12 protein-coding genes are annotated in these 14,166 nt (G+C 33.8%); 4 read left to right on the plus strand and 8 right to left on the minus strand.

Annotated elements, in window-relative coordinates:
• The first annotated feature begins 107 nt into the window (after window positions 1–107).
• Window positions 108–3,158: a ligand-binding sensor domain-containing protein gene (locus tag ACKC83_RS08755; protein WP_434037737.1), complete on the plus strand. Its 3,051-nt coding sequence runs from the start codon at window positions 108–110 to the stop codon at window positions 3,156–3,158.
• 16 nt (window positions 3,159–3,174) lie between these two features.
• On the plus strand, window positions 3,175–3,789 hold the full coding sequence (locus tag ACKC83_RS08760; protein ID WP_414036086.1) for a DNA-binding response regulator: 615 nt from the start codon (window positions 3,175–3,177) through the stop codon (window positions 3,787–3,789).
• 6 nt (window positions 3,790–3,795) lie between these two features.
• On the opposite strand, the gene rluF is transcribed toward ACKC83_RS08760, so the two are convergent.
• The 6 genes from rluF to ACKC83_RS08790 are packed head-to-tail and all read right to left on the minus strand — an operon-like array spanning window position 3,796 to window position 8,853.
• Entirely contained in the window at window positions 3,796–4,551 is a 756-nt protein-coding gene (rluF, locus tag ACKC83_RS08765; protein WP_434037738.1) for a 23S rRNA pseudouridine(2604) synthase RluF, read from the minus strand.
• A gap of 20 nt (window positions 4,552–4,571) precedes the next feature.
• Window positions 4,572–5,399 carry an alpha/beta hydrolase gene (locus ACKC83_RS08770; protein ID WP_414036084.1) on the minus strand — a complete coding sequence of 276 codons (828 nt, stop codon included), beginning with the start codon at window positions 5,397–5,399 and terminating at the stop codon, window positions 4,572–4,574.
• Window positions 5,396–5,761, minus strand: a complete 366-nt coding sequence (locus tag ACKC83_RS08775; RefSeq protein ID WP_434037739.1) for a cupin domain-containing protein — start codon at window positions 5,759–5,761, stop codon at window positions 5,396–5,398. Before ACKC83_RS08775 ends, ACKC83_RS08770 begins: the two co-directional genes overlap by 4 nt.
• Before the next feature lie 6 nt (window positions 5,762–5,767).
• Window positions 5,768–6,739, minus strand: coding sequence for a YitT family protein (locus ACKC83_RS08780; RefSeq protein ID WP_414036082.1), 972 nt, complete (start codon window positions 6,737–6,739; stop codon window positions 5,768–5,770).
• 10 nt (window positions 6,740–6,749) lie between these two features.
• Window positions 6,750–7,301: a hypothetical protein gene (locus ACKC83_RS08785; protein WP_434037740.1), complete on the minus strand. Its 552-nt coding sequence runs from the start codon at window positions 7,299–7,301 to the stop codon at window positions 6,750–6,752.
• A 46-nt stretch (window positions 7,302–7,347) separates the two neighbouring features.
• Window positions 7,348–8,853, minus strand: coding sequence for a helicase HerA-like domain-containing protein (locus ACKC83_RS08790; protein ID WP_434037741.1), 1,506 nt, complete (start codon window positions 8,851–8,853; stop codon window positions 7,348–7,350).
• A 104-nt stretch (window positions 8,854–8,957) separates the two neighbouring features.
• On the opposite strand from ACKC83_RS08790, the gene ACKC83_RS08795 reads away from it, so the two are divergent.
• Window positions 8,958–9,587: a 7-carboxy-7-deazaguanine synthase QueE gene (locus ACKC83_RS08795; protein ID WP_434037742.1), complete on the plus strand. Its 630-nt coding sequence runs from the start codon at window positions 8,958–8,960 to the stop codon at window positions 9,585–9,587.
• Window positions 9,588–9,670: 83 nt separating this feature from the next.
• Here ACKC83_RS08795 and ACKC83_RS08800 read toward each other — a convergent pair whose 3' ends face one another.
• Complete coding sequence (locus tag ACKC83_RS08800; RefSeq protein ID WP_414036078.1) at window positions 9,671–10,207, minus strand: DUF2911 domain-containing protein; 537 nt, start codon at window positions 10,205–10,207, stop codon at window positions 9,671–9,673.
• 239 nt (window positions 10,208–10,446) lie between these two features.
• Between ACKC83_RS08800 and asnB the strand changes: the two genes are divergently transcribed.
• Window positions 10,447–12,120, plus strand: a complete 1,674-nt coding sequence (asnB, locus tag ACKC83_RS08805; protein WP_434037743.1) for an asparagine synthase B — start codon at window positions 10,447–10,449, stop codon at window positions 12,118–12,120.
• A gap of 507 nt (window positions 12,121–12,627) precedes the next feature.
• On the opposite strand, the gene ACKC83_RS08810 is transcribed toward asnB, so the two are convergent.
• Window positions 12,628–13,563, minus strand: coding sequence for a 3-keto-disaccharide hydrolase (locus ACKC83_RS08810; protein ID WP_414036076.1), 936 nt, complete (start codon window positions 13,561–13,563; stop codon window positions 12,628–12,630).
• Window positions 13,564–14,166 lie beyond the last annotated feature (603 nt).

Genomic DNA, 14,166 nt, shown 5'->3' on the forward strand with positions numbered 1-14,166 from the left:
AGCATAATTACACTACGTAGTTATGCTTATTTTTTTGTCTTCATTCTATTGGTATCGTTTTTTTTGTTAGCTTTAGTAACCTAACTAACCAAAACGCTTACAGGCATTTGAGAATTGCATATGTCCTATTGCTACTTCTATATGGAATTAGTAATGTAAATGGACAAAATTCAGAAACGTTACAAATTAATTATTTAGGGCAAGAACATGGGCTTTTACAATTAAATACAACCGCTCTTGCTTTAGACGATATGGGGTATCTATGGGTGGGAACAGAGGATGGTTTACACCGTTTTAACGGCTACGAATTTAAAAGTTATGTGTCCAAACCCAACGACAGTACCACTATTGCAGACGACCATATTCGGGGTTTACTGTCTGTAAAAGATACCTTGTGGATTGCAACTAATTCCAAGGGGATTCAAGGGTATAAACGTTCCGAAAACAGATTCTTTTCCTTGTTATCGAAAACGGATAACGCAGACTTAAATAATGCTTATAGTGCCTTTCAGATTAATAATCGGCTGTTATTGTTTTCGGTGAAAAATCATATGGTGCTGTTCGATAGGCTTCTTAAAACGTCTAAAATCATAAATCTTCCTAATGAATCTATCGAAAATCGCGTAGAAGATATTCTAAGCTTTGATACACGTACTATTTGGTTGGCAACAAAAGAATCTGGGATGTTACAGTTAGATTTAGACGATTTTAGTATTTCTACTTTTCCCGATTATAAACATAAGAACACCTCGTGTTTTATAAATAGTAAAAATCAGATTTATATTGGTTCTGAACATGGTTTAGAGGTTTATAATAAAACAGAAGAACGTATAAGTAAAACAGTTATTACCACTGAAGTTGATAGAGTTTATAAAATAAATGATTCTGAATATTACGTGATTTCTAAAAATGGCATTCTAAAATATAATGCTATAACAGATCGGTACAAACACGTCATCTTCGAAAATGTAAAGGAGAATAAGCATTATACTTCGGTTGCATTTACTCAAGTTTTAGAAGATAAGCAAGGGAATGTATGGTTTGGTACGCAAGGTGAAGGTGTATTTCATCATAATACATTTCAGATTAAATTTGATAGTTATAGAGTCGAGTTGCCCGATTTGTATGGAAGTCAGCGTATAAGTGTGTTTCCTATTCAGAAAGTTAACGATTCTACCTTGTGGTTAGGTACCTATGCCGGAACTGTTAAATATAAATTGAATACACGGGAATATTATTTGTACGATACGGGTAAAGGAGGCATTACTTACGATTTTTGTAAGGATGAAAACAACGTGCTTTGGGCTGGAGGTATTTCCGACGGTTTAATGAAATATGATGCTGTAAACGATAAATTTCAGCAATGGGTGCATCATGATTCAGAAAATAGTTTGTCTGATAATGAAGTCTTAAAAATTCTGCAGATTTCTAAAGAGAAACTCTGGATTTGCACATGGTCGGGCGGAATTAATGAGTTTGATATCGCTTCGGAAACATTTACTCCTATTTTGTTTGATGGGTTGCAAATCGATCGCGCAAGATCTGCAATTATCGATTCTAAAAACCACATTTGGTTGGGAACGGATAACGGACTTTATGAAATTGAATCGAAAACCATCCTTCATCACTACACAGATAAGGAAAGCGATAATTTAAAATTGACCAATAATCGTGTTTTTTCAATATCGGAAGATAGTCAAGGCAATTTATGGGTGGGTACAAGTTCTGGACTGACACATATAAATACAACAAAGCAAACTTCAACCTTATACTTTAAACAAAAGGGATTTCCAAACGATTTTGTGTATGGTGTTGTAATCGATAATAATGATAAAATTTGGATGAGTACCAATTTTGGTTTGTCGGTGTTTAATCCCAAGGATAAATCGTTTAAAAATTACACCAAGGAAGACGGTTTACAGGATAACGAGTATAATGGAAAATCGTTTTATAAAGATGATAAAGGGCTGTTGTATTTTGGAGGAATAAATGGTTTTAATATTATAAATCCAAATCGGGTGGTAGATAATCCGTATTTGCCTAATGTGTACTTAGAATCTGTAGAACTCTTTAATCAGCCTATAAAACGAAACGAAATGTTTAAAGATACGTTGGTTTTTAAGAGTGAAGAAAATGTGTTAACATTCAATTTCTCGGCAATTAACTATCTGAATCCTGAGAAGGGCTTATACCAATATAAATTAGATAATTTTGATGAAGATTGGAGTCCGCCAGCGAAAAAGAACAATGTTACCTACACCAATTTAAATCCTGGTAACTATACATTAAAAATAAAAGCATCTAACGACGTCGGAGTGTGGAATACAAAGTATAAAACGGTAAACTTAATAATTGTGCCGCCTTGGTATTTAGAAACGTGGTTTAAAGTAATGCTTGTTGGTTTGTTCTTGTTTTCCGGAATATGGTATTATAGGTTTAAAACTTCGATGTTAAAACGAGATAAGTTAAAATTAACAGCTTTGGTAAATTCAAGAACGAAAGATTTAATACGTAAAAATGAAGAATTGAATACGTCGCATGCAGTCATGGTCGATCAGAAGAATAATATCGAATTTTTAATGAAAGAATTAAATCATCGTGTAAAAAATAATCTTCAAATTATTTCCAGTTTACTCAATATGCAAGCCAAAAATATTGAAGAACAAGAGGTAAAAGATATTTTAAATATTGCTAAAAATAGAATTTTAACCATATCTTATATACAGAATGATTTAACGTCCAACAAAGGCATCATAGATATTGCTGTTTTTTTAAAGGAATTTTCAGCTAAGATTTTGAGTTTATTATCCGATCAAAATACTCAGAAATTTACAATTGAATTCGATTTACAATCCGATTGCAAATGTGAAGTAAATACAACCTTGTTGGGCTTAATCTTGAACGAACTAATTACTAATACCTATAAATATGCCTTTAAAGCATATAGTGAGGAGAATGTTTTAAGAATTTGTTTTGCTTTATCAAATGGCCAGTTAGAAATTATAATAGCCGATAATGGAGTAGGATACGATTTTGAAAATGCTAAAGACACCTCCTTGGGGTTAGATTTAGTGAAGACGATGGTACATCAGTTAAATGGCACTATGGAAATATATACTGTGCATGGTGTAAAGAATGTAATACTATTACCCTGTTAATTTAAAAAGCACTAAAATGAGACAGATATTATTAATTGAAGACGAGTTGATTGTCGCGATGGATATAAAAAAATCTTTAGAGAAAGAGGGAGAAAACCAAGTGGTTTCTGCCCGCAACTATGTAGAGGCCAAAACCGCTTTTATTAAAGAGGATTTTAATATAATAATTTGCGACATTAATTTAAACGATGTTAAAGATGGCATCGAGATTATAGAAGAGTTAATGCAACTTAAAGAAGTGCCTGTGGTGTATTTAACAGCCTACGATAACTCGGAGATATTAAATCGAGCCAAGGAAACGGTTCCTTATGCTTATTTATTAAAGCCCTTTAACGAGTTGCAACTGCGAATGACAATAGATTTAGCCGATTTAAATTTTAAGAAAAAGGAGGAAGGTTATGTCGCAATCGAAGAAAATATTAATAAACTCGAAGGGTTAACAAAACGGGAAAAGGAAATTTTATTAGTGGTTGCTACAGGGAAAACAAGTAAAGAAATTGGTAAGTGCTTAAATATTTCTCAGCATACTGTAGACCAGCATAAGAAAAATATAAAGAAAAAACTCAATTTAAATACAATTGGTGAACTGGTTAGTTTTACAATGACAACAAACTTAGATCATGTTTTTTAGTTGTCATTACTGCCGTCTTCTAGAAGGTTGAGCAGGAGAAAATGTTTTTTTAGAATCCCCAATTAAAGCTTGTAGTTCTTTCATTTCTTCTTTAGTAATATCGCGATACTCGCCAATCGGCATATCACATTTAATGTTCATAATCCGAACACGTTTTAAAGTCTCCACTTCGTACGTTAAATACTCACACATTCTACGAATTTGTCTGTTTAAACCTTGAGTTAAAATAATTTTAAACTCATACGTCCCTAATTTTTCAACTTTACACTTTTTTGTAACGCGATCTAAAATTGGTACGCCATTAGACATGCGCTCGATAAAGGTTTGCGAGATGGGTTTGTCTACTGTTACAATGTATTCTTTTTCGTGATTATTGCTTGCACGAAGAATTTTGTTTACAATATCTCCATCGTCGGTAAGCAGAATTAATCCTTCACTAGGCTTGTCTAAACGGCCAATAGGAAAAATACGTTTCGGGTAATTTATGTAATCAATAATATTGTCTTTTTCTACACGTGTATCTGTAGTGCACACAATCCCTACGGGTTTATTAAATGCCAAATACACAAATTCTGTTTTTGTATTTACAACCGATTCGCCATCTACAGCTACCACATCGGTAGGGCTTACTTTAGTCCCCATTTCTGGCACAACTCCGTTAATGGTTACACGACCAGCTTCAATAAGTTTATCTGCTGCACGACGTGAGCAATATCCTACTTCGCTTAAATATTTATTGATGCGTTTTAATTCCGTTTCCATGTGGCAAATATACGATAAGTTTAGTCTTCTAAGAAGTTGTAAATATGATCTCTTACAGATGCATCGTTTAATGAATGTCCTAAACCATCTGTAGTAATTAATGCACTGTTTTTGTAGCTATCTTTAATTAGTAGTGCATCGCTATAAGGAATAATGGTATCACTTTTATCGTGAATAATTAGTCCTTTTATTTTATTGTTTTCTAAAAATTTAGCAGAAGAAAATGATTCTGGAGCAACGCCAAAACGTTTAAGTATCGTTTTGTTTAACTGCTTAGATATGCGTGTGTTATAGCCTAACATCGTTACATATCTGCCAATAATATCTTTAAATTCTGAAGGCGCTCCCAAGAGAATAAGTTTTTCTAAATTAGGTACTTGGTATTTATTTAAGAACACCGTTGTAGCCATGCCTCCAACAGAATGTGCTATAATAGATTCTGGTTTAAACCGTTTGGCTACAACATGTATATATTCGGCATAAATAAGAGCGTTAAATTCTTTACTTCCCGAACGGCCATGTGCCGGAGCGTCTAAAGCGACTACTCCGTATCCTCTTTTTATTAATTCTGGTACTAAAGGTTTCCATCGGTAAGAATTACTTTCCCAGCCATGAGCCAATAAAACAGTCCCTTTCTTACCTAACCAACGATAGGTCATGATCCGTTGGTTGTTATATAGAAGCTCTTCGTTAAAGGCTGTTTCTAAAAAATCGACTTGCCACTTTTGTATACGACCTTTTCTAGGTTTGGTAAATAAGTTTAGCGCTTTGTTAGCCGCATAGGGTTTAGACAAATAGCTAAGTAAGTTAATGTAATTGCCGACAGATTTAATTAAAAGGGTTTTCATTGCGCTTCCCGGTTTACGGCGTCCATAGAAAATGCAGGCGTACAAATTGCAATATATTCACATGGATTTTCAAACGGATTTGAATATTGTACGCGCGTGTTTTTTTCAATCTTAATGGATTGACCAGCTTCTAAAATCACAACGTCGTCTTCAATAATAAATTGTTTTTTACCTTTTATAATAAATGTAAATTCGTCAAATTCTGGAGTTTGAAAAGGTTCATGCCATCCGGGAGGAGCAACCATATGTGCAATACTTATATTAGAATCGCCAGTAGTAGCATTTCCAAAATGTTCTTTTATCGATTTTCCGTCTGTTGTTGGTATACTAAATGGATTGGTAATAAGCGTGTACTTTTTCATGAGTCATTATTTTAAAGGTTTTTTCTTAATCATACCACCTTTTAAATCCTTTACGACTCCCATGATAATAAACGCATTTTTATCAATTTTAGCAATTTCTGTTTCTAAATTAGCTAATTCTAGTCGTGTTACTATGGTGTATATAATATCTTTTTCTTGTGCACCACCTTCTTGGTTATAACCACCTTTTCCGGCGTAAATAGTGCAGGCACGTCTTAACTCTTCTGTAACCATAATTCTAATGTCTTCGTGTTTATTAGAAATTATAGTCACACCTACATATTCCTCGACACCATCAATAACAAAGTCGACTGTTTTTGCAGCAGACATATAAGTTAAGATCGCATATAAAGCTGTTTCTATAGATAGAATATAAGCTCCGAAAGAGAAAATAACAATGTTTATTAAAAGTAATACATCGCCAACAGTCATAGAAAATTTACGACCAATAAATAGGGCTAAAACTTCTGTACCATCAATTACTGCACCACCTCTCATAGTCATTCCAATTCCTAGTCCGAGAAAGAATCCTCCAAAAACCGAGATTAATAATTTGTCGTCTGTTATGGTTGGATAATCTACATTATGAACCACAAAGGCTAAAAATGAAATAGCGATAATACTTTTTATAGCAAATTTTACACTGAATGTTTTTGCGCCTAAAATTAAAAATGGCAAATTCACAATTAGCAATAGGTAACCTAATGAGATATTTGTTAAGTTTTCTAATAATAGAGAAATACCAGTGGCGCCTCCATCGATAAATCGATTTGGCAGTAAAAAGCCTTTAAGTCCGAAACCCGCCGAAACTACTCCAATAGCAATAAAAATAATTTCTTTAATCGCATGACGAAGCTCTATATGAAGCGTTCTTACTACGGGCAGAAGTTGTTTTAAACTTGCAGGATTTGCAGTTTCATTTGTCTCTAGTTTTTTTCGTGCAATTACAATAAGGAGTCGTGAGACAAATGAATTCATAGGTTATAGCTTACCAGTTTAGAAAAAAGTATTTAATTTTAGCAGTGTCAGGAATTTGTGAGGCTTCAATATGTAAAGACATATCGAATCTTAAATTGGACGGTAATTCCTTTTTATCGATAGTAAACGAAGCGTTTAACTCGTTTACAGAAACGATAACAGAATTAATTAGGTTGTCAATACTTGAAATTTTATAATTATCCTGAATGTCTTTAAAAGTGCTAAGCGTAGAAATCCCCTTATCTGATTTGTATCGAGAATCGAAAACTTGAACCGTTTTAATCACAGATGTAGAATCCATTACTTGAGTTGGCGATAAAGTTAAGAGCTTCGAACCTCCTTTTTCAAAGATTTCAATTTCATTAATACTAACAGTAAACTCGCCTCCAGGCACATATTTTACAATAGAATCGTTTTTAAATACGGTTTCTAAATCTTTTAATTGAGTGTCTTTAGTAAGTTCCCCAATGCTGTCCTTTGTAATAGTAAAGCTATCGTTTTTTGTAGAACAACTAAAGCATGTAATGGCTAATACAGCCAGACTTAATATGGTTTTTTTCATTTTAAGATAATCTTGTTTTATAATTTTTTAGAGGCTACGAAAGTAATTATTTTTTCATCACTTTGTTTAAAATACCAAAGACACTTCTAATAAAAGTAGCACTTGTGAGTACTTTTATAATAGGGTTCATGGCTGTACTTTGTCTGCGTGTAGCTGTTTTTTTTGTGCTTTGTTTCTGGTGTATAACCTCTGCTTCTGCACGTTCTATTTTTTTAGTTAAGATTTCGTAGGCACTTTCTCTATCTATGGTTTCGTTGTATTTTTTAACCAATTTAGATTCAGAAATTAATGAAGATAACTCCGTGTCTGTTAATACATCCATTCTACTCATAGGAGCACGCATCATGGTTGCTGCCAATGGGGTTGGACGTCCTTTTTCATCTAAAGCAGAGACTAACGCTTCTCCAGTTCCTAAAGAGGTTAAAATATCTTCGGTGTTGTAATAATCGGAAACGGGATAATTTTGAGCCGTTAGTTTTATCGCTTTTCTATCTTTGGCAGTAAAGGCACGGAGCGCATGCTGAATTTTTAAACCCAATTGGCCTAAAACAGCTTCTGGCACATCGGTAGGATTTTGAGTTACAAAGTATAACCCAACGCCTTTACTTCTTATAAGTTTTACAATACTTTCAATCTGATTTAAAAGGGCTTTGGAAGCTTCGTTAAAAATAAGATGTGCTTCATCTATAAAAATAATTAATTCCGGTCGGCCACTATCACCTTGTTCTGGAAAGGTTGTGTAGATTTCGGCAAGTAAACTCAGCATAAAAGTCGAGAATAGTTTTGGCCTATCTTGAATATCTGTTAATCGTAATATATTTATATAACCACGACCATCTTGATCTATTCGTGTTAAATCTTGAACATCGAAAGAGGTTTCGCCAAAGAAAAGATCGGCCCCTTGCTGTTCTAATTCTACTACTTTTCTTAATATCGCACCGGTAGACGATGTAGAGATTCTTCCGTAGGCTTCTTGAAATTCTTCTTTCCCTTCCTGAGTTGCGTATTGCAGGATTTTTTTAAAGTCTTTTAAATCTAATAAGGGTAATTTATTATCGTCGCAATATTTAAATATAACCGATACAATTCCTGACTGCGTGTCTGTTAGATCTAAAATTCGTGATAATAAAATAGGACCAAATTCACTTACGGTAGCACGTAAACGCACGCCGTCTTGGTTTGAAAGCGAAAGCACATCTACAGGGAATCCTTTAGAGTTGTAGGGTAAACCAATTTTTTCATGACGTTTTTCAATAAACTCGTTGGTAACACCAGACTGTGCTAAACCACTTAAGTCTCCTTTTATATCCATAAGTAAGACAGGGATGCCTTTTTCGGAAAGGTTTTCTGCCATGACTTGCAAGGTTTTTGTTTTTCCTGTTCCTGTTGCACCGGCAATTAAGCCATGTCTGTTTAATGTTTTTAAAGGGATATTTACGAAAGCATTTTTTATAGGAGTTTCGTCCAACATGGCAGAACCCATAGTTATAAATTCGCCTTTACACGTATTTCCTTCAATTATCTCATTTAAAAAAGCATCGTTATTGGTCATGTTTCTTAATTTTTTTATAAAAATACTAATCTTGAAGCAATAGACTTCAAATCTTTTCAACATTTTATATGTAGACAAAAATCTGTAAACTATCTTTGCACGTTATGAAGAAAGAGATTCAAGAGTTGGTAGACAAAGGTGAAATGTTGCCTTTAATGGAAGAGTTTTACACGATCCAGGGTGAGGGGTTTTACAAAGGAACAGCCGCATATTTTATTAGAGTAGGTGGTTGCGACGTTGGATGCCATTGGTGTGATGTAAAAGAAAGCTGGGATGCAGAACTGCATCCGCCAACAGAAACTTCTAAAATTGTTGAAAAAGCAGCGCTTCACAGTAAAACGATTGTAGTTACTGGAGGTGAGCCTTTAACTTGGGATATGACTGCGCTTACAACACAATTAAAAGAGAAAGGCTTGCAGGTGCATATAGAAACATCTGGTGCATATCCATTAACCGGTACTTGGGACTGGATTTGTTTATCGCCTAAGAAAATGAAATTACCTACAGCTGAGGTGTCTGCCAAAGCACACGAATTAAAAGTGATTATATTTAATCGCGACGATTTTAAATTTGCAGAGGAACAAGCGGCTTTAGTTAACGAAGACTGTATTTTATACATGCAACCAGAGTGGAGTAAGCGTGATAAAATGATACCGGAAATAGTAGAGTATGTAATGGCTAATCCAAGATGGAAAGTGTCATTGCAAACACATAAATATTTAAATATTCCTTAATCTATTTTATATAAATTTTAAGGCATAAAAAAAGCGACTATCTATAACTATAGATAGTCGCTTTTTTTAAATATATAAACGATCTAGTTTCTTTTAAAAGGCATAGAAACACGAGTTGTTCCCCATGCTAAGTACATGGTTCCTTGCTCATCGAAAGCAATAGAAAACGCTTCAATAGATTCTGCGTCTATAGATGCGATAGCGTTGTATCGTGCAACATCTTGGTCTGGGTTGTATGAGTAAGCACCCCAAGCATTAAGATCTTTGTTTAAGATCATAGTCCATGTTTTTTCTCCTCTAATAGCGAATAAAGAGTAAGTTCCTGCTTTTACAGGAGTGTCTCCAAAATGTGAATCTTCGTAAAATGTAATTTCTGCAGATTCGTTGGCTCCTAATCTCCAAACTTTTCCTAAAGGTACTAAGTCGTACAATTTACGGTCGTTTAGTTGAGGTCTGCTGTAAACCACTTTCATTTTTTTGTTAGAGTCTTTGTAGCTTGCTGGGAATGCGGCTACATCCATTGGGCTTTTGTCTAATTTACTAAAGTTTTGGGCTGTCATTGCCGTGTTAAAGCTAAATGCTACCAATAGGCAGATTGCCGATGCGCTAAATAATTTCATAATGAGTTGTTTTAAAAGTGTAAATATATACGTTGATAGATGAATGGTCGGTAACTTTAAGTAAAGTTTACAATTTTTAAATTTTGAAAGGCAGATTAATGCATATGGTTTCATATTTAATTTAAATACGAATTAATTGTTTTAAATTGTAATCAATTTTTGATTTATAGTTTTATAATGTGATTGATATACTCATATTTGCTTCAGAATTAAAATAAAAAGAATTAAAATATATAGATATGTGTGGAATTGTATGTGCATTCGATTTGAAACAAAAGACGGATGATTTAAGACCTCAGATTTTAGAAATGTCAAAGAAAATTCGTCACCGTGGTCCAGACTGGAGTGGGATTTTTAGTAATGACAAGGCTATTATGGCGCACGAACGTTTGGCTATTGTAGATCCTGCTTCTGGGAAACAACCTTTATTTAGTCCTGATGGGACATTGGTTTTGGCTGCAAATGGCGAGATATACAATCACCGTGAACTTCGTAAGCAATTTGCTGGGAAATACGATTTTCAAACAGAATCAGATTGTGAAGTTATTTTAGCGTTATACAAAGAAAAGGGAGCCGATTTTGTTGATGAAATGAACGGAATCTTTGGTTTTGCAATATACGATGTAGAAAATGATGAGTATTTTGTTGCTAGAGATCATATGGGAATTATTCCTTTATATATAGGATGGGACCAAAACGGAACCTTTTATGTGGCTTCAGAATTAAAAGCTTTAGAAGGTCAATGTACTAAAATAGAATTATTCCCTCCAGGACATTATATGTCAAGTAAAGATGGAGAATTTGTAAAATGGTACAACAGAGATTGGACAGAATATGAAGCGGTAAAAGATAACGAAACAAGTATTAAAGAAATAAAAGATGCTTTAGAAGCCGCTGTACACAGACAATTAATGTCTGATGTGCCTTACGGTGTATTACTTTCTGGAGGATTAGATTCTTCAGTAACGTCTGCAATCGCTAAAAAATATGCTCAGAAACGTATTGAAAGTGACGATGAGTCTGATGCTTGGTATCCGCAATTACACAGTTTTTCTGTAGGATTAGAAGGATCTCCAGATTTAGCGGCGGCTCGTAAGGTTGCAGATCATATTAAAACCATTCACCACGAAATTAAATTTACCATTCAAGAAGGTTTAGACGCTATTAAAGATGTAGTGTATAATCTAGAAACTTACGATGTTACTACCATTCGCGCTAGTACACCTATGTATTTAATGGCTCGTGTTATTAAATCTATGGGAATTAAAATGGTATTGTCTGGAGAAGGTGCAGACGAATTATTTGGAGGATATTTATACTTCCATAAAGCGCCAAATGCTCAAGAATTTCACGAAGAAACAGTTCGTAAATTAAGTAAACTTCACATGTACGATTGTTTACGTGCAAACAAAAGTTTAGCGGCTTGGGGAATTGAAGGTCGTGTACCATTCTTGGATAAAGAATTTATGGATGTGGCTATGAGAATTAACCCACAAGACAAAATGATTAACGGCGAACGTATGGAAAAATGGGTAGTGCGTAAAGCATTCGAAGATATGATTCCTGAGAGTGTAGCTTGGAGACAAAAAGAACAATTTAGTGACGGTGTTGGTTACAGTTGGATTGATACACTTAAAGAAGTTGTTGCATCAGAAGTTTCTGATGAGCAATTAGCAAATGCGAAATATAAATTCCCATTACAAACACCAACAAGTAAAGAAGAATTTTATTACCGTTCTATTTTTGCAGATCATTTCCCTAGTGATGCCGCAGCTTTATGTGTGCCACAAGAAGCTAGTGTAGCATGTAGTACCAAAATTGCATTAGAATGGGATGAGGCGTTTAAAAACATGAACGATCCAAGTGGTAGAGCTGTAGCCAATGTGCATACAGATGCTTATGGAAAAGCTTAAATAACCGATTTTTTTCGGTCTTATATTGAAATAGTTGCAAGTTTGCGTACAGAAATTTTCGATCAGGAAATTAGATGTCGTAAGCGTGCAACTATTTTTTTTTTGTGCTTTTAACAGCTTAATATTAAGCTACTGTAATGCGTAACAAATGATGCCTAATTTATGTGTCAATTGGGATTGTTGTTTGAAGTGGCTAGGAAAAGTATAGTTCTAAGTCCTATTTTTTATATCTAAGTCTTTAAAACATGAATCAATAAAGGCGAAGCCTGCTATTAAATTGTATTAAGTAGTCATTGTTTTATGATATAGCCTGGTTTTAGAGTTTGTCATTTCATAAGGGGGCAATAAGGGAGCGTTGGTATGTCGTTAAGGTTATATTAGTGCTTTAAAAGCAAAACGGTATAAATCAAAAAACCTGAACAATAAATCTATTGTTCAGGTTTAATTAATTATTTTTAATCCTTTAATAATCTGTATCGGTTATTCAGGACTAGGCATATACTGTTGTTAACTCTTGCTTAAGGGTGTAATTTCTAGTTTTCTAAATTCTACAGAACCATGATCACCTTGTATTAATATTGGACCAGCTTCTGCTTCATTGTTGTCTAAAGCTCCTCCTGTCATACCATCAATATTCTGGTTAGAAATAATAGTTTTTCCATTGGCAACAATGGTTACGCGTCTACCAATTAAGGTAATATCAAAACTTTGCCATTCACCAGCTTTCATGGCTACGTTTTCATTAGGAATTAATAACCCGTAGATTCCTCCAAAATATATAGAAGAAGGTTCTAATCCAATGTTATCTGCAATTTGTACTTCGTAGCGACCTCTTAAATAAATACCGCTGTTGCTTTTTTCAGGAATACGGAATTCTGTATGTAATTTAAAATCTTTGAATTTTTCTTCAGAAACTAAATTTACCCCAGATTTTGGACTCGTTAAAATACCATCAACGACTTCCCATTGATTTCCAGGTTTTATTACCCATCCATTTAAATTTTTTCCATTAAAAAGTTTAATGGTTTTACCTTCTTTTGGATTGTCGAAATACGGTAGCTTAGGTGCTCTTGTAGCAGTCCATGAATATGATTTTCCGTTAACAAAAACCATTTTTCCTTTAAGTTGGTCATCTTCCATAGTTCCTGTAAAAACCATATTAGAAGCACCTGGTTCCCATTGTGGCGGAATTTCAAAAGTGAATACCTCTCCATATTTTTCTATTTCAGCTATGGGCCTCGCGCTACCTATAGCATAAGTAAATCTTCCAATTAATGTTTTAGAACCTGAGTGTCTAATTTCTAGCCAAGATGGTAATTTTTTACCGTCTTGATCAATAGTTAAATTCCATTTTCCCTCTAGAGAGTGACCTTCCTGAGCTTGTAATAATGTTAAGTTAAATGCCATCAGAAATAGGAAAGCAACGGTTTTAATAGTATTCATATTATTTTATATTTGGTAAGTAAGGAAGTAAATATAAAAGATTCTTTAATTTATGTTTCTTAACAAAAAATTAAATGTTTTCACAAGGAGTGACGTTATGTGAAGTTGATAATTTAAACGGACTAAAATTTCATTTTTAATTAAATCTGTAGGTGAAATTCTTTGATTATATGAGCTAAGTAGAAAGCGGTGTGTGCGTTTTTTGCGTAAATCATGAAAAATTTATGGCCATTTGGTAAGAAATTTCCCCGTGATGATGTGGTAGATTTAAAATTTTGTCTTTTACATGAGGTAAATAAAGCTAATTTATGAGCAGAGAATAGTGCTATTTATAGATGTTTTACTATTCACTTTATTCTGTCATATTTAACTCTTAATATCTCAAATTTTAATAATCAAGAGTTGGTTGGTTTTAAAATTAAATCCTAGTCCTTTTTTAGAGTTTGAACGTTTTATGGTCGTTCAATTTAGCGGAATATTTTTCCTTATTTTAGATTAATAACCTTATCATTTAGAATTTTGTATAACCCAAAATCTCGATTTTTAGAGATTTTGACGTTTTTTCATTTTTAACATCATGTTAAAAAACACGATAATCTTATT

Source organism: Formosa bonchosmolovskayae (assembly GCF_051016085.1).
Taxonomy (GTDB): Bacteria; Bacteroidota; Bacteroidia; order Flavobacteriales; family Flavobacteriaceae; genus Formosa.